Raw genomic sequence first — 18388 nt, 5'->3', positions numbered from 1 at the left:
CCTTTGATTATTCTGTATGCAACTTCTTCTTTTCTTTTAATAAGTTCATCTATCCCATAAGGTTTCCCCCTTATATAAATTTATATCCATTTTTTCTCAGCCATCTACGGTGAGATTTTGGATCTTCTATATATTTGCCTATATATTCCCAATATTCCTTGGAATGGTTAGGATGTTTTAGGTGACCTAGTTCGTGTACCACCAAATATTCAATAATATTTAGTGGTATTTTTACAAGATTAAGGTTAAAAGTAATAGTTCCGCTGGAATAGCATATTCCCCATGCAGATTTTAATGGCTTAATCTTTATTTTCTTTGGATAAAGTTTCATAAGTTTAGTATATTTTTCGAGATATCCCTCTAAAATCCTTTTTATTTTTTGATGATACCATTCATTTAAATGGAAATCAAACTCTTCTGAGTCATTAAAAATTATATCTTGTCCCATTATTTTTATGGGAACCTCGGATTTTTCTCTCTTCAAAGAATAGAGTTTACCCAGATAATAGATCCCTGAGTTATCAAGTACAGAGGCATATTTTTCCAATTTTTCCTCTATCCATGCAGATTTTGTTTCTATTAATTTTAATCCGTAGGAGTAGGATATTCTTATAGGAATACTTAAGATGATCTCCATAGATGGTTTTACCTGAAGGGAGATATTTTTTTTCTTTTTCTTTATTATACTCAGTTCACGTTCTTTATTTCCAATAACTATTTTATATTTTTTTATCATTTTTTCCCTACAAGTAAGAATAACGGATAATTTTTATTGTTTTTTTCCATAATAAAAATATTTTCAACTATTTTTATCTCTTTAAATCCTGCACCTTTAAAAATTTTCTCTAAAAATTCATTTGAGAATCCCAAGGCATAAATTCCATCTAATGAATCATGAAATGAACCATCTTCTTCCATTAGATCTGCGATAGCTATCATCCCATTAGGGTTTAAAGAATCATATAGTTTTTTTGCTAATTTTGATATATCTTCAATATGGTGCATAACCATAGAACTCATAATCAGGTCAAAGGTTGAGGTGATGTCAAATATTCCTGTAAGTTCTGTGGTTAAATTTTTGTGATTTTTGCCTTTTTCATTTAAAATATCTAACATATTAGAAGCCAAATCTATCCCATGGACTGCTCCGACTTCCTCTATTAATGGGAAAATTAGAAGTCCGGTACCACATCCAAAGTCTAAAATGTTCATATTTTTCTTTAATTTTATATTGTTTTTTATTGATTTGGCAATTGCATTGCTACGCTCTATTTTTGACTCTGTATCCCAATCTTTTGCACGTTCATTAAAATCACTCATATTTACTCCTCCTAATTATTTTTTCTAGTATAATTATACAATAAAAAAGCCATAAACAAATGATTTTGTTTATGGCTTTAAATTTTAATATTACGAGATCTCTAATTCTACCTCGGCTGGTTCTAAATCTCTGCCTTCTATTCTTATGTCATCCCAGAGTTTAAAGCTTCCTTGAATTCCAATTTCATTTGGATTGAAGTCCCAGTCATCTTGGGTTCCATTTTTCATTCTAGCTTTATAATCTTTTAGACATATTATAGTCGGTTTATACATAACTAAAATACCTACTATATTAACCCATGCCATCATTCCTACACCAATGTCACCCAATGTCCAAGCCATACCACCAGACATAATTGTACCTAAGAATGTGAATCCTAAAAATACGATAGTTAATATCTTTCTAATTTTTTTACCAGAAGCTTCATCTCCAAATAGATAGACTGCAGCTGAGTCACCATTCCAGAAATAGGCTAATATTGTTGTAAAGGCAAAGAACATGATAGCTATTGCTACGATATATGCTCCATAACCAATACCAGCATCCAATGCTGCAGTTGTATTAAGTGGTCCAATTGTAGAGGCAGTCATCTCAGCAGAAGATCCAAATCCAGAGTAGATCTCTTTTCCAGTAGGGCTGAAAACTTTGTAAGCGCCAGTGATGATGATCATCAATGCAGTTGCAGTACATACAAATACAGAATCTATATAGATAGAGAAAGCTTGAATTAATCCTTGTTTAGCAGGATGTGAAGTGTCTGCAGCAGCGGCAGATGCAGGACCGGTACCCTGACCAGCTTCATTGGAGTAAATTCCTCTTTTAACTCCCCACATAACAGCACTACCTACGATACCGGCAAAGGCTTCTTCTTGACCAAATGCAGATCTAACGATTAATACTAATGATGGAACAATATCTCCAGCATTTAAAGCGAGTACTATAAGAGCTACGATGATATAAGCTATAGCCATAAATGGAACTACAACACCGGCAAATTTCGCTATTCTTTTTGCACCACCAAATATAATTATCGATAATAATGTAACAATCGCTAATCCAGTTACCCATGTAGGGATTCCAGTAGCTGTCTGCATAGATCCTGCAATTACATTAGATTGTACAGAAGGCATAAATAGTGACATACCGGCTACAGTTACAACAGCAAATAAGTTACCATACCAAGCTTTACCACCTAAGAAACCTTTTTTAAAGTAGTAAGCTGGACCTCCCCTGTATCCTCCTTCGATTTGTTCTTTATATAATTGACCCAATGTAGATTCAACATATGATGAAGCTGCACCTAGAAGTGAGATAACCCATAACCAAAAGATAGATCCCGGTCCACCTAAAGCAATAGCTGTAGCAACTCCTGCAATATTACCTGTTCCTACCCTTCCAGAAACCGACATACACATTGCCTCAAATCCACTTATTGAATCTTTGGATCTCTCTCCTGGCTTAACATCTTTTCCTAATAATAATCTTATCATCTCTTTTACCATAAAAAATTGTGCTCCTCCAATCTTTAAAGTGAAGAAGAGTCCTGCTCCCAGACAAAGATAGACAAGCAGCGGTGACCAAATAATACCATTTAACTGATTAATAAAACTTTCCATAAAATACCTCCGTTTAAATACAATTTAAAATAATTGAAATTCGATCTGAATAATTGGAACGATAGTCTTTATCATTGGTAACAATTAAAGGATAGCACCCTACAAATAAGATGTCAAACCTGAAAAGAAACACTTTATTTGTTTTTAGGACAGAGCGAAATTTGTCCGGTTGGGAGTTAGTGAAAAAAATATTTTGATTTTGATGTCGAAAACGTTAGGAACGGATAACGTTTTTGTTGTAGAAAAGAGTTGGTTTATAACAAATAAAAAGAGAAACCCCTACTAATTAATAGGAATTTCTCTTTTTATTAAAACTTTCTTACAAAGTGAATTAAATAACAATCTTGCTGTATTATTTAAATTTTTTTACTTCCTCAAAAAAATCAAAGCTTAATTCTTTTCTAGGTATTTTTTAACTAGGTTTTCACTATTTTTTACAATTTCATCGATCTCTAAATCTTTAGGATATAGAGGCGGAAGGAATGCTAAGTCAACATTTGTGGGTTTTGGAAACTTACTTCCAATAGGCATAGATTTATAAGCACCATCAATAACAAATGGCTGAACTGGTATATTTAAAGTTTTACTTAGTATAGCAAAGGCTTTTTTAAATTCTGCCATCTCCCCATCCCTGCTTCTAGCCCCTTCAGGGAATATAACTAAATTTTTTCCTTGACGAAGAACCATAGCAGCAGTTTGTAAAGTTTCACTTAAGTTATTATCTAAATCTAAAAGAATTATATTTCCATGGTCAGCACCCCATTTTTTCAATGAACCGTTAAAATGTTTAGATATAGCTAGGTAATAGGTATTTTCTAAAATTTTCTTGTTCATAGCTGTATTGAGTATAAAACCATCTAAGAAACTTTGATGGTTTCCTATGAAGATTGCCGGCTGATTAGTTATATTATCTAAACCGCTTTTATTTATTTTAATATATCCCTTAAAAAATGGAGTCAAGATACACTTTGCAAATTTTAAGGCTGCACTAGATTTAGGTATAAAAACATCAATATCCTTATTTAGTATTTTAGACCAGTCATTTTCCTTCTCTGTAATTTCTACTCCCTTGTCATGTAAAAATTTAGACAGATCAAATAAAGTAGGGTACTGAGAAAGCTCTTCCTCCATGATGATAATATTGAATGTATTTCCAACAAATGACAATAACTCTACAAAATCCAATGAATCCATCCCTAGATCTAATTCAAAATGGTCTTTTGGTGTAGAAGATACTCCTTTTAAATTTTCTATGAATTTTTTCAATATTAAGTATTCTTTTGTAGTTGGTTCTGTTATTTTTTCTACAACTCTTTTTTTATCCTCTAACAGGTCTTTTAATTTAAATCTTCTAAGTTTCCCCAGCCTTGTTTTAGGCAGTTCCTCCTGCACAATTTTGATATCTAATATTTTTCTATAGCTAGGAGCTTCGATATTATATGGATCTATAACATTCCATTTGATAGCTTCACTTATATTTTTTATGCCTTCCTGCTCAATAACTGCAAAATTTGGATATACAATTGCAACTAGATGGCTTTTATGCTCAGTAACAGCTAATTCAGAAATTAAATTAGTTTTTTTCATAATACTGTTTTCTATATCTTGCGGATTGATATTTTTCCCGTTTGGAAGGACAATCATCTCTTTTTTTCTACCTATAATGTAAAGGTAACTGTCTTTTATCTCCCCTAAATCTCCTGTATGGAACCAGCCATCTTTGTCTATTACTTCTGCTGTAGCTTCCGGTTTGTTATAATACCCCTTCATTACGTTTTTTCCACGGGCAATAATTTCGCCATCATCAGCTATTTTTAATTCGATTCCTGGAAGTGCTCCACCACAAGATCCGGGTCTTATATCATCATATCTGTTAAATGTAAGGATTGGAGATGTTTCAGTAAGACCGTAACCTTCTAGCATTCTAAATCCCAGAGTATTAAAATCTTTAACGATCTGTGGATCTATCTTAGCTCCTCCAGAAACCATAATATGCATGTGTCCGCCAAATCCATCTTGCACTTTTTTAAATATCTTTCTACCAAGTTCTATATTGTTTGTTTTAGAAACAATTTTAAATAGTGTTCTAGGGATGAAGTTAGCATTTATTTTTTCCATTATTCCCTTATGAAACATCTCCCATAATCTAGGAACTCCTATAAATAATGTAATCTTATATTCCTGCAATGCACCTTTAATGGCAGCAGAGGAGAGATCATCTAAGATAATAACTGTACCTCCAATCTTTATAGGGAGGATCAAGTTTCCCATAAGTGGAAGGACATGGTGCATAGGTAAAAGGGCTAAGATTCGATCAACTTCACGGTATAAACCAACTTTAGCAATATTATCGATATTGGAAAGGAGGTTATCCATAGTAAGCATAACTCCTTTAGGATCTCCAGTAGTACCTGAAGTATAAAGAAGTAGGACAGTTCGATCTCCCACAGGAGCTTCAATATAGTCTTTTTTACCTATAAAATTTTCAGGAACTTTTACTTCATCTAAATTGATGATAGGGATATCCAATCCGGATATTTTAAGTGCTTCTGCAGCAACTTCTAAGTTTTTATTACTGGTATATAGATACTTTGGTTGTGCATCGGTTAAAAAATATGCGATTTCAGCAGCACTACTTCCAGCATCTACATTGATGGAAATTCCTTTTTTTTCCCAGATTGAAAATACAGCATATGCGATCTCAGGCCGGTTTTCTAAAAATACTAATACCTTATCCTCTGGATGTTCTAATTTTAACATATCTGAATAATATAAAATTCTTCTTACTAATTCTTTATACGTAATTTCAGTTCCCTTGTATATCAGGGCTGGTTTGTCTCTTGAAATAATAAATTTCATGATATTCCTCCTAAATTGTTGATAAACATTTTAACTTATTATACTATATTTATTGATGTAAAACAAACATACCCGAGAAAAAATAAGAATAAGGCTGTTATTTTATTTTTCTGGAAATTTATATAGAATTAAATATAAATTTTTTAATTAATTTAATAGGAAATTATAAGTAAATAAAGTATAGTCTATTAATCAAATAAAATGATTCATAAGGGGGGGGACTGACCATGTATGCTCAAGAAAATGATAGTCAATTAATTAATGTAGAGCACATCTTGCCAGAAAATTTAACGATTTTGCCAATGCTAACAAGACCAATATTTCCAAACATTATGATCCCTATAACTTTTTCAGGGGAGGTTTTTTTAAAAACTATCAAAATGGTAGAGGAAACAGAAAATAAATTATTAGGTTTAGTTTTTGTAAAGGAATTAAATCAATTTGATATTTTTAAATCAGAGTTATATGAAGTTGGGACAGTGGTAAAAATACATAAGATAACACCACTTTCAGCTAATACAATTCAGATAATAGTTCAGGGATTAAATAGATTTGAACTATTAAAAGTAATCAAAAAAGAACCTAATACAGTCTGGAATGTAAAATATGATAAAGGGGAGGAGGGTCCTCCAAATGATGAAATACGAGCTTATATGCTGGCAATCATGTCATCTTTAAAGGAAATTTTTAAGGTTAATCCGATCCTACAGGAAGAACTAAAGTTACTGATGACTCAGGTGAATTATGAAAAACCAGGTGTACTCATGGATCTTATTACATCTATGCTTAAAACTGAAAATAAAAACCTGCAGGAAGTTTTGGAAGAGTGGGATCTGGCCAAGAGGAGCAGACTGCTGTTAACAATGCTGAAAAAAGAATTAGAAATATCGCATCTTCAGCAAAAACTTCAAAAACAAATTGAGGAAAAAGTAAGTAAACAGCAAAAAGAATATTTTTTAAGGGAACAATTAAAGTTGATAAAAAAAGAATTAGGAATGGAAAAAGATGATAAAGAGACTGAAGTTGAAAAAATACTGCAAATATTAGAAGGAAAAACTCTAAGTGAGGAAGCTTTAAAAACTGTGGAAGAGCAAATTGAAAAATTAAAATTATTGGACAGCCATTCACCGGAACACAATGTGGTAAGATCCTATCTTTTAGCCATAGCTGAGTTACCGTGGGGGATCTATTCAAAAGATAGTTTGGATATAAATAAATCGAGAAAAAAATTAGATGAAGACCATTATGGGTTACAGGATGTAAAAAGTAATATATTGGAATTTATTAGTACTATTATGAAAACAGGAACTGTAAGTGGCGCTATCCTTTGTTTAGTAGGACCTCCAGGAGTGGGAAAAACTTCCATTGGAAAATCAATCGCCAATGCATTAAATCGTGAATTTTTCAGATTTTCTGTAGGTGGGATGAAGGATGAGGCAGAGATAAAAGGTCATAGAAGAACTTATATAGGTGCTATGCCAGGGAAAATATTACAGGCTATAAAGAAAGTCGGGACAGCCAATCCAATAATAATGCTAGATGAGATAGACAAAATAGGGAATAGTTATCAGGGAGATCCAGCATCAGCTCTCTTAGAGGTGTTAGATCCAGAGCAAAATGTTGAATTTTTAGATCATTATTTAGATGTCAGATTTGATCTATCTAAAATTTTATTTATAACTACAGCCAATCAGTTAGATACCATCCCTAGACCGCTTTTAGATAGGATGGAAATAATACAGCTGCCAGGTTATATATTAGAAGAAAAAGAGGAAATAGCAAAGAAATATTTGATTCCGCATCAAATGGAAGAGCATGGATTGACAAAAAAAGAGGTATCAATATCAAATACAACTCTGAGAGAAATTATTGATAAATATGCCAGAGAAGCAGGGGTAAGGGGATTAGAAAAAAATATTAAAAAGATAATGAGAAAAGCCACTCTGAAAATTGCCGAAGGGGAAGATAAAAAAATAAGTGTAAATAAAAAAAATATGGAAGAATTTTTAGGTAAACCAATCTTCACTACTGAAGAACTGTATAATAAAAACGTTCCTGGGGTGACATTGGGGCTGGCTTGGACATCTATGGGAGGAGTTACTCTATATATAGAAGCAAGCGTTATAGGTCACCAAGGTGGATTTAAGCAAACAGGTCAATTGGGGGATGTAATGAAGGAATCTTCAATCATTGCTTATTCATACATTAAATCTTTAATGTGCAAAGAGGACTGCGATAAAGATAAAAAAGACTTCTTTGATAAACACAGTATCCATCTTCATGTACCTGAAGGTGCTACTCCAAAAGATGGACCTTCTGCCGGAGTTACAATGGCACTTGCCTTATATTCACTGGCTAAAAATAAACCAATTAAAAATAATATAGCTATGACTGGAGAGATTACTCTGACTGGAAAAGTATTACCTATTGGAGGAGTAAGGGAAAAAACAATAGCTGCAAGGAGGGTAGGAGTAGATACTCTATTATTTCCAAAAGATAATAAAACTGATTTCGAGAGATTACCTGATTACATAAAAGAAGGAATTACAGTGCACTATGCTGATTATTTCGAAGATATATTAAAAGTAGTATTTTAAAATTACCCCTTAATAGAGATCGTATTAATTTTTAGAATTTAATCTTTAATTGATACGATCTTTAATTAAACAACAAATTAAGTCCGATAATGTATCAATATAAATATTTTTTAAAAACAAAATTACTAAAAACTTTTAAATATAGTACTATTAAAATAAATGGAGGTCAGATAATGATATTAATTCACGAAAAATTAAAAAAATATATGACTAAAAAAAATCTTAATATTATAAAAATTTCCCTCCACGTTGCCAAAAGTGGCTGATGTGCTGGAACGAAGACACTTCAGGTTGAAGCAGTGGAAAAGATGGAAAATGAAAATGGATTTACAAAATATGATGTAGATGGTTTAAGTGTATATATCTATGATGGATTGGAGTTTACAGATGAAGTAGAGATTAAATACGTATATTCAATACCTATAATAGGAACTGTCCTCAGTGCTTCCGGAGTAAGGATAAAAGATTAAAAATAAAGGAGTAAATATTTTAAAGAATTTTTTAATAGGGGAGCCTTTGGGCTTCTTTATTTTTTTTGTCTAGGAAATAATTAATTTAACTGTAAAAGAATATATAAGTTGGAAATAATAGTTTTAATAATTCTAATTTTATACAGGGAGGAATTATGGAAAAAAACTTAGAAATAAAAGACATAGTTTTGAAAAAACGAGATCTTCAAGGATATAAGGGAAATTATGGTCACGTAATAGTCATAGGAGGAAGCCGTGGATTTACAGGAGCACCTGTAATTACAGCTAATTCAGCAGTGAGATCTGGGGCAGGGTTGGTAACTCTTTGTGTAGAAGATGATATAGAAAGTATGGTGGTATCCAATCTTTTAGAGGCTATGAGCTGTACGTTCTCAAATGAGGTAAAGTTAAGAAAATTATTAAAAACTGCTACTGTAGTAGCTTTAGGACCGGGAATGGGAATGGAGAAAACTTTAAATATTTTAAAGTCTACTTTAGTTAATTCCACATGTCCCTTGGTCATAGATGCAGATGGAATAAATGTATTGAATAAAAATATGAAATTATTGAGAGGGAGAAAAGTGATTTTAACTCCTCATCTAGGAGAATTTTCAAGACTCACAGGGTTAGATATAGAAGAGATAAAAAAAGATAGGTTAAATATAGCTAAAGAATTTGCCACATTTCACAATATAGTTTTAGTTTTGAAAGGACACAGGACTCTCATTACCGATGGGAAGAAAACATACATAAATACAAGTGGAAACCCTGCCATGGCAAATGGAGGTATGGGGGATTCTCTTACTGGAATAATTGCCTCTTTAATAGCACAGGGCTATGATCTGTTAGAAGCTGCTTATATGGGGGCTTATATCCATGGTTATATAGGAGATGAATTATTTCAGGAAAGATTTTGTGTTACAGCAAGGGATATAATAGAGTATCTTCCTATATACATGAAAAAATTTCAAAAATAAAAGTATAAATTTAAGAAAATAGGATTCTTTTCCTGCTTTTTTTAATAAATATGATAATTATACTTGTAATTTAAATTAATTTACAAGTATACTGTAAGTATAATTAAATTGCTGTAGGGGAGAATATATGCTGAGAATAAAGAGTTTAACGGTTGTGAGCATTTCAAGTGTAATAGTTTTTATATTTATGTTTATTTATTTAAAAAAATCAATTGATACAGATTATAAAAATTTAGAAATAATTAGATCACAATCTATATATCATCTTATAGATCATGAGTTTCAAGGGATATATAAAGATTTAGAAAAACTCAACATTGACTGGAGTAAATGGGATGATACCTATGAATTTGTAGAGGGAAATGAGAAAGCAAGGGGGAATTTTATAGAAAGTAATCTGAATTCTGGAGTACAACATGGGATATTATCAGATTTAAATTTAAATTTTATTATTTTTTTAGGTGATAATGGAGAAATTTTATATCAACAGGGTTATGATGATTTGTCAGGTAATGAAATATCTGCAAAAAAAATTGATCGGATAACAAAAAAAATATCTAATTATAAAGAGGAAACTGGAATGTTAATTGGAGAAAGGGAAGAGATTATTGTTTTTTCTAATTTGAAGATAACTGATAGCCAAAAGATCAAAAGATCAAATGGTAATTTAATAATGGGTTATTTTCTGAATAAAAATAAAGTTACAGCTATTTCTGAAAAATTAGGAATTCAACTTAGTATGGCTGGGATCTCTGAAAAATTAGAAATCCCATATAAGATTAATATAGGCAGAAATAAAATATATAATAAACTATATATTCCAGATCTCTCAGGGAAAAGCGTTATTTTTGATAATCAAAGAGATGCTGATATATTAATTCTAGGAAAAAAGAATATAAAAAAATATGTGATTGTACTATTTGTTAATTTTCTAATCTTGATATCTGCGATTTATATCTTTATGGAATATATTATAGTGAGAAGATTAAGAAAGATGGATCAGTCTGTAAGAGAAATTATAGAATGTCAAGATTTGGGGAAACGTCTTAAGATCAATGGCAGAGATGAAATTGGAAACTTGGGAGAAAATATAAACAATTTATTGGAAGACCTTGAGATTATGAAGGCAAAACTATATAACTTAGCCACCTATGATGTGATGACTGGAATCTTAAATAGGCACACGGGATTAGAAAAATTAGAAAAAAATTTTAAAAAAGCTCAAAGTAATAATGAAATTTTTACAATAGCTTTTATAGATATAAATGATTTAAAATATGTAAATGACAGGTATTCCCATGAAGAGGGAGACAAATTAATTAAAAATGTTGTAAAAATTATAAAAAATAAATTGAAATCAGAGGATATTTTTTTAAGATTTGGAGGAGATGAGTTTATTCTGGGATTTAACAGATTAAACTTATTAGAAGTAAATCTATTATTTAATGAAATTGAAGAAAATTTAGAAAGTTACGATAATAAATATCAAAAGAAATATACACACAGTATTAGTGTAGGAACAGTAGAATGTTGGAAAGATAAAACTTTAGATGAATATGTTAATATAGCAGATATCAACATGTATGAAAATAAAAGATATAAAAAGAAATTTCCTGAAAGAAAATATGTAAAATAAAGAAAAGAGGTATAATTATACCTCTTTTTTTATGCGGAAGTTATTTTTCACAATAAAAACAGACTTTTTTCCCTTTAAGGTCTATCCACTTTCCTCCTAAATCCTCTATCTGCGAGATACATTTAGGATTTTTACAGCTTTTGTCTATCCCGTTATATGTAGGTTTAGTGTGATCTTTCATGAGTAAGCTCATGATAGACTGCCTGACAAAAACACCATTTTTAGCCTGGGAAAAATAAACTGCATTTGGAGTAGAATCTAGGTCTGTATGGATCTCACCTACTCTGGGTAGTGGATGAAGAATTTTTAAATCAGATTTGGATATTTTTAAAATTTCTTTATCTATTTGATATTTACCGGCACATTTTTTAAAATCTTTGGGATCATCAAATCTTTCCTCTTGTATTCTAGTCATATACAGGATATCTACATCCTTCATAATAGGTTCATAGTTTTCTAAAACTTCATATTCTAAAGAAAGAGAATCTAAGATGTAAGATGGTATCTGCATCTCAGGAGGGGCTATAAAATAAATTTTATTCCCGCTGAATTTATCTAGTGCCTTAGCTAGTGAGTGAACAGTTCTTCCATATTTAAGATCTCCTACAAATGCAATTTCTAAATTATCTAATCTCCCTTTTTCCTTCTGTATAGTATAGAGATCGAGTAAAGTCTGGGTAGGATGCTGGTTGGCTCCATCACCTGCATTTATTACAGGTATATCTAATATTTCACTGGCTCTCTTAGCCGTTCCCTCATAGGGACTTCTGATTGCCATAATGTCAGTATAGAGGCCCATCATAGTGAGGGTATCGGAGATTGTTTCCCCTTTTTTTAGGGAGTTATTTCCTCCTCCATCTAACTCTATGACCTTTCCTCCTAATCTGTACATAGCACTTATAAAAGATAACTTAGTCCGGGTAGATGGTTCAAAAAACACAGTGGATAAAATTTTATTTTCCAACTCACAAGGTTTAGGGTCATTTTCCAATTCTCTTGCCTTATCTAAGATACTTAAGATATCTGTTACTGTTAAATTATTTAATGATAGTATTTCCTTCAAATTTTCCTCCTTACTTTCCTTTTTTTTAATGATTTCTCTAAATGAACATAAATTAGATATTATGAAAGAGGTCGTTATACAACCTCTTTCAAATTTTTTATTAAATTATATTTTCCCGAATATCCTACAGCAGAGTCTATTATATTTGGCTGATATCAAAGATATCTAAGTCTCTGGTATTTACATCCTTTTCCATGATATTTAATACTGCATTTAGTGTATCCAATGAAGTTAACACTTCTACACCGTATTCTATAGCAGTTCTTCTTATCTTGAATCCATCTCTTTGAGCATCATTTGCTTTTGTTGGAGTGTTGATAAGTAGATCTATTTGTTGAGTTTTTAATTTATCGATTATATTAGGAGATGCTTCATTTATTTTATTGACCGTCTCACATGGAACTCCATTATTATTTAGATATTCAGCAGTTCCACCAGTTCCAATCATTGTACATCCTTGATCTATGAGTCTTTTAGCCAGGCTGAAGAACTCCTCTTTGTCACTTCCCTTTATAGTGGCTAAAACTCTCTTATTTTTAATCTCATGGATTCTGTATCCACCTACAAGACCTTTGTAAATAGCTTCGTCCATATTATTTCCTATTCCCAGTACTTCTCCTGTAGACTTCATCTCAGGTCCTAATGATACTTCTACACCACCAAGTTTTTCTGTAGAGAATACTGGTACCTTTACTGCTACTAAATCTGGTTTCTTATATATTCCCGTACCATATGGCAGATCAGCCAATTTTTGTCCCAGCATTACTTTTGTTGCCAGTTCGATCATTGGAACCCCGGCTACTTTTGATATATAAGGTACTGTTCTAGATGATCTTGGATTTACTTCTATGATATATAATTTGTTTTCATAGGCTATAAATTGTATATTCATCATCCCTACTATATTTAATTCTTTAGCTAATTTTTTAGTGATCTCTAAGATCTCTTCTTCTGTTCCTTCATATAGATTTTGCTGCGGATAAACTGTAATTGAGTCACCAGAATGAATTCCTGCTCTTTCAAGATGTTCCATGATTCCAGGAATAAGAACGTTTTCTCCGTCACAGATTGCATCTACTTCGATCTCTACACCATTTAAGTATTTATCTACTAATACTGGATTTTTAGGATCTCTAATGAATGAAGCTTCTAAATAACCTTTTAAGTTTTCCTCTAGGTAACAGATCTCCATCCCTTGTCCGCCCAGTACATATGAAGGTCTTACCAACACCGGATATTTTACTTTTTCAGCTTCTGCTATACCGTCTTCAGTATTCCAAACAGCTCTTCCCTTTGGTCTATTTATATCTAGTTTTTCTAAGATAGCTTCAAATCTTTCTCTGTCTTCAGCGGCATCTATCATCTCAGCAGAAGTACCGATTATATTAATTCCTAAGTCTGCCAGATCATTTGCTAATTTTATAGCAGTCTGTCCGCCAAATTGGAGTATAACTCCCTCTGGATTCTCTTTTTCAATTATGTTCATAACATCTTCTAATACCAATGGTTCAAAGTATAATTTATCGGCAGTTGAGAAATCTGTAGAAACAGTCTCAGGATTATTGTTTATGATAATAGTCTCTATATCTAAATTTTGTAATGCTTTTACTGTGTGTACTGTACAGTAGTCAAATTCAATTCCCTGTCCAATTCTTATAGGCCCTGATCCGATTACTATAACTTTTCTTCTGTCTGATATCTCTACTTCATCATGCATATCGTAAGTTGAGTAGTAATAAGATGAAGAAGCTTCAAATTCTCCTGCGCAGGTATCTACCATCTTGTATACAGGCATAACGTTTAACTCTTTTCTTTTAGCGACTATATCATCTTCACTAATCCCCATAAATTTTGCCATTGCTCTGTCTGAGAAACCTTTCTTCTTCCAGTTTCTAAGATTTTTAGGAGTAAGGTCAGATAATTTAGTTTTCTTTAGAATTTCTTCCTGGTTCACTATCCATTGAAGTTTCTCCATAAAGAATGGATCCATCCCGGTAATTTTTTGTAACATAGTCTTTGTATATCCACGTCTCAGCATCTCAGCAAGGTCAAATATTCTTTCATCGTCTGGGCTCACTACCCTTTTCTTTAATTCCTGCATAGATCTAATTGTAGAGGCCTTATGCTCTAAACCGTATTGTCCGATCTCCAATGATCTCACACCTTTTAAAAATGCCGATTCAAAGTTATTTCCAATAGCCATAATCTCTCCAGTAGCCATCATCTTTGTACCTAATTTTCTGTCAGCCTTCTCAAATTTATCAAATGGCCACTTTGGAATCTTGACTACTATATAGTCCAGTGCCGGTTCAAAGCAAGCATATGTTTTTCCTGTAACTTCATTTTTTACTTCATCCAGAGTATATCCTAATGATAATTTTGCTGCTACTCTGGCGATTGGATAACCAGTAGCTTTAGAAGCTAATGCAGATGATCTTGATACTCTAGGGTTGATCTCAATAATTGCATATTCAAATGAATCGGGATTAAGAGCGAACTGTACATTACACCCTCCTACAATTCCAATCTCATCGATGATATTAAGTGCAGATGTTCTCAGCATTTGGTATTCTTTGTCAGATAGTGTTTGAGATGGTGCTACTACTATACTGTCTCCTGTATGGATTCCAACTGGGTCGATATTTTCCATATTACATACTGTAATTCTGTTTCCATTTATATCTCTCATTACCTCATATTCTACTTCTTTCCATCCAAGGATAGATTTTTCAACTAATACTTGTCCTACACGAGATAATACTAATCCTTTCAATAAGATGTCTTCTAACTCTTGAGGGTTATTTGCCATCCCTCCTCCAGTACCACCTAGTGTATATGCAGGTCTTACAATTAATGGATATCCTATTTTTGCAGCGAACTCCAATCCATCTTCTAGGTTCTCAACTATCATACTCTCTATAGTAGGTTCCCCTATCTTATTCATAGCATCCCTAAAGAGGTCTCTGTCTTCTCCTCTTTTGATAGAATCAATAGTTGTTCCCAATACCTTTATATTGTGTTCTGCCAATATTCCACTGTCTTCTAATTCTACTGCCATATTAAGAGCAGTTTGTCCACCCATTCCAACTAAGATTGAATCTGGTTTTTCCTTTATGATTACCTTAGTTACAAATTCCAATGTAATAGGTTCTATGTATATTCTATCGGCTACACTTTTATCTGTCATTATGGTAGCGGGGTTAGAGTTTATTAATACTACTTCTATTCCCTCTTCCTTCAATGCTTCACAAGCCTGGGTTCCAGAATAATCAAATTCAGCAGCTTGTCCTATTACAATTGGTCCTGATCCTATTACAAGGGTTTTCTTTATATTTTTATCTAACATTGAGTTAACCTCCATATATTTAAATTAGTAATTACTAATTTTTTTCTAGTATATTGTCTTTCTTTTATATAACCATTAATTATCTGCTCTATCCCAACATCTTAATGAAATCATCGAATACATATTGAGAATCTTCCGGTCCTGGTGCTGCTTCTGGATGGTATTGTACTGATGCTATCTTATTCTTGTAATCTTTCATTCCCTCTACTGAGTTATCATTTAAGTTTATTTGAGTGATCTCCACACCTTCTGGCATTTTATCTACTACATACCCATGGTTTTGAGATGTGATAAATATCTTATTTTTTTCCAAATCTTTTACCGGATGGTTAGCTCCTCTATGACCAAACTTTAATTTATTAGTTGATCCTCCCAATGCCCAAGCCAGCAGTTGGTGTCCTAAACATATTCCGATTATAGGAGTTTTTCCAATCATTTTCTTTATTTCATTTATTACATCTGTTAGATCAGCGGGATCTCCAGGCCCATTAGATAAAAATACACCATCTAGGTCATAGGATAATATCTCCTCAGCAGTTGTATTCCATGGAAATATAGTTAAGTCACAGTTTCTCTTGTGAAATGATCTGATGATATTTTGTTTTATACCAAAATCAATCATTCCGATTTTTTTATTTACTTTTTCAGCACCACAGGGAGCTTCATAGATCTCTTTTGTACTTACTGTACTTACTGCATCTATATTTGAAAAATCATTCATTGTATTTTTAATTTCTTTTTGTGTAAGCTCATCTACGGTGATGATAGCTTTCATAGAGCCGTTATCTCTTATGATCTTAGTTAGATGTCTTGTATCTATACCTTTAAATCCCATTATCTTATGTTGCTTTAGATAACCATCCAAGGTCATCTCACATCTAAAGTTATTTGGTAATTTAGCAGGTTCTTTTATTACAAACCCTCTTACCTTTGCACCATTACTCTCTAAGTCATCTAGGTTAAGACCGTAGTTTCCTATCATTGGATAAGTCATTACAACTATTTGCCCATAATAAGACGGATCAGTAAGAACTTCTTGGTACCCTGTCATAGATGTATTAAACACTAACTCTCCTACAGCTTCCTCTGTGTAACCAAAAGTTTTTCCTTCAAATACCATTCCATTTTCTAATATCAGTTTTGCCTTCATAACGCCTCCTAGGTTTTCATAAGTTTATGCTAAAAAAAAAAGAATAATAACTAAAATAGATTAGTCATTATTCTTTAGAATAAAATTATTATTAAAATTTAAAAACAAAGATACAGCTCCATATGCTATATAGGGAACATCTTTCAAAAATAAAGATTTGTTAAATTGAAATATATTGTTAAAATTAATTGGTACTACTAACGGTCTTTTATTTTTCAAATTTAACACCTCCTAAAATTTTCTTATATCAGAATATCAAAAATAATTGGATGTGTCAATATTTATTTTTGAATTCCGTTGAATATTGGTGTAACATAATATATAGCCTATTATATAAATAAAAAAGAGAAAGGGGGAGGAAGTATGAAGAAAATATGTATTTTATTGTTCATAACCTTAATTTCAGTTTTCAGTTTTTCAGAGTCAGAAAATATTTTTGGAAAGTTTGCAATTGGAGAAAATGTAGTTGTAGATGATGTAGATGAAGGTGATTTAGTTGTCGCAGGCAGAGAAGTAGTTATAGACAGAAATTTCTCTAAACGTGTAATTATTGCCGGGGAAAGAATTACAATAAACAGCAGATCGAAAGAGGTTTATTTAGCGGGAAAAGATATTAAAATAAATGGGTTAATAGAAGACGATTTAAATATAATGGCTAAAAATTTATATATAAATGCCCCTGTAGGTGGAGATGTCAGGATGGTTGTTGAAAACGCTGTTGTCTCAGATGGGGCAGTTATAAATGGTGATATTGAGATAGATGGAAGGCTTTTGATATCTAAGGGGGCAGTCGTTAAAGGAAATATCTACTATAAGGATCAACTGCCAGTAGTAGAAGGACGAGTCATGGGAGAACTTGTAAAAAAAACAGATAAAAGTTACTCCTATGAAAGACACTTTACTTTTCTACCATTTAAATTGTTTTCAGTATTTTATTTATTTATACTCACCTATATAATTTTTAAACTAAAAAAAGAGTTAGGAAGAGAAAGACTGGAGAGATATTTAAATAATAAAAGTTTAATTTTATTCAATGGGTTTGCAGCTTTGGTACTTATTCCTGCAGCTGTACTATTGCTCTTTATCACAATTTTAGGATTTCCTGTAGGAGTCTTATTGATATTATTCTATTTTATCTTGATGTTCTTGGCTGTTCCTATAGCCAATCTAATAATAGCTGCTAAATATTTTGACGAGATAAATTTTTTCAAACTTCTACTATCTAGTTTTGTCATAACAATTTTAATAAATTTACCATTTGTAGGATGGCTGATAAAATTATTCTTAATCTTACTTGGGTTAGGAAGCATAATAGATAGTTTTAAAAATAAAATGAGATTATAGTAAAAAGAG

13 protein-coding genes are annotated in these 18388 nt (G+C 32.0%); 5 read left to right on the top strand and 8 right to left on the bottom strand.

Annotated elements, in window-relative coordinates; genetic code table 11:
• Positions 1-70 precede the first annotated feature (70 nt).
• From NRK67_04190 to NRK67_04175, 4 genes are all read right to left on the bottom strand, one after another.
• Positions 71-736 carry a M48 family metallopeptidase gene (locus NRK67_04190; protein UUV17114.1) on the bottom strand — a complete coding sequence of 222 codons (666 nt, stop codon included), beginning with the start codon at positions 734-736 and terminating at the stop codon, positions 71-73.
• Complete coding sequence (locus tag NRK67_04185; GenBank protein ID UUV17113.1) at positions 733-1320, bottom strand: class I SAM-dependent methyltransferase; 588 nt, start codon at positions 1318-1320, stop codon at positions 733-735. Before NRK67_04185 ends, NRK67_04190 begins: the two co-directional genes overlap by 4 nt.
• A gap of 90 nt (positions 1321-1410) precedes the next feature.
• Entirely contained in the window at positions 1411-2937 is a 1527-nt protein-coding gene (locus tag NRK67_04180; protein UUV17112.1) for an alanine:cation symporter family protein, read from the bottom strand.
• 390 nt (positions 2938-3327) lie between these two features.
• Positions 3328-5796, bottom strand: coding sequence for an AMP-binding protein (locus tag NRK67_04175; GenBank protein UUV17111.1), 2469 nt, complete (start codon positions 5794-5796; stop codon positions 3328-3330).
• Positions 5797-6023: 227 nt separating this feature from the next.
• Here NRK67_04175 and lon point away from each other — a divergent pair, with 227 nt between their 5' ends.
• From lon to NRK67_04155, 4 genes are all read left to right on the top strand, one after another.
• A complete protein-coding gene (gene lon / locus NRK67_04170; GenBank protein UUV17110.1) occupies positions 6024-8393 on the top strand; it encodes an endopeptidase La in 2370 nt (789 codons plus the stop codon).
• 299 nt (positions 8394-8692) lie between these two features.
• Complete coding sequence (locus tag NRK67_04165) at positions 8693-8863, top strand: hypothetical protein (GenBank protein UUV17109.1); 171 nt, start codon at positions 8693-8695, stop codon at positions 8861-8863.
• A gap of 155 nt (positions 8864-9018) precedes the next feature.
• Positions 9019-9840 (top strand): NAD(P)H-hydrate dehydratase, encoded by an 822-nt coding sequence (locus tag NRK67_04160; protein ID UUV17108.1) that lies wholly within the window; start codon positions 9019-9021, stop codon positions 9838-9840.
• Between the two features lie 127 nt (positions 9841-9967).
• Positions 9968-11476, top strand: coding sequence for a diguanylate cyclase (locus NRK67_04155; GenBank protein UUV17107.1), 1509 nt, complete (start codon positions 9968-9970; stop codon positions 11474-11476).
• Positions 11477-11516: 40 nt separating this feature from the next.
• On the opposite strand, the gene pyrB is transcribed toward NRK67_04155, so the two are convergent.
• From pyrB to NRK67_04135, 4 genes are all read right to left on the bottom strand, one after another.
• Positions 11517-12539, bottom strand: coding sequence for an aspartate carbamoyltransferase (gene pyrB, locus NRK67_04150; protein UUV17106.1), 1023 nt, complete (start codon positions 12537-12539; stop codon positions 11517-11519).
• Positions 12540-12678: 139 nt separating this feature from the next.
• The gene (gene carB, locus NRK67_04145; GenBank protein UUV17105.1) at positions 12679-15885 is read right to left on the bottom strand and encodes a carbamoyl-phosphate synthase large subunit; all 3207 of its coding nucleotides are present in this window, start codon (positions 15883-15885) and stop codon (positions 12679-12681) included.
• Positions 15886-15973: 88 nt separating this feature from the next.
• Positions 15974-17035, bottom strand: a complete 1062-nt coding sequence (gene carA / locus NRK67_04140) for a glutamine-hydrolyzing carbamoyl-phosphate synthase small subunit (protein ID UUV17104.1) — start codon at positions 17033-17035, stop codon at positions 15974-15976.
• 60 nt (positions 17036-17095) lie between these two features.
• The gene (locus tag NRK67_04135; GenBank protein UUV17103.1) at positions 17096-17254 is read right to left on the bottom strand and encodes a hypothetical protein; all 159 of its coding nucleotides are present in this window, start codon (positions 17252-17254) and stop codon (positions 17096-17098) included.
• 144 nt (positions 17255-17398) lie between these two features.
• Here NRK67_04135 and NRK67_04130 point away from each other — a divergent pair, with 144 nt between their 5' ends.
• A complete protein-coding gene (locus NRK67_04130; protein UUV17102.1) occupies positions 17399-18379 on the top strand; it encodes a polymer-forming cytoskeletal protein in 981 nt (326 codons plus the stop codon).
• Positions 18380-18388: the final 9 nt, after the last annotated feature.

Source organism: Fusobacteria bacterium ZRK30, from assembly GCA_024628785.1.
GTDB lineage: Bacteria > Fusobacteriota > Fusobacteriia > Fusobacteriales > Fusobacteriaceae > Psychrilyobacter.
Note: the sequence above shows the minus strand (reverse complement) of the source record. Positions and strands in the feature narration are given on the sequence as shown.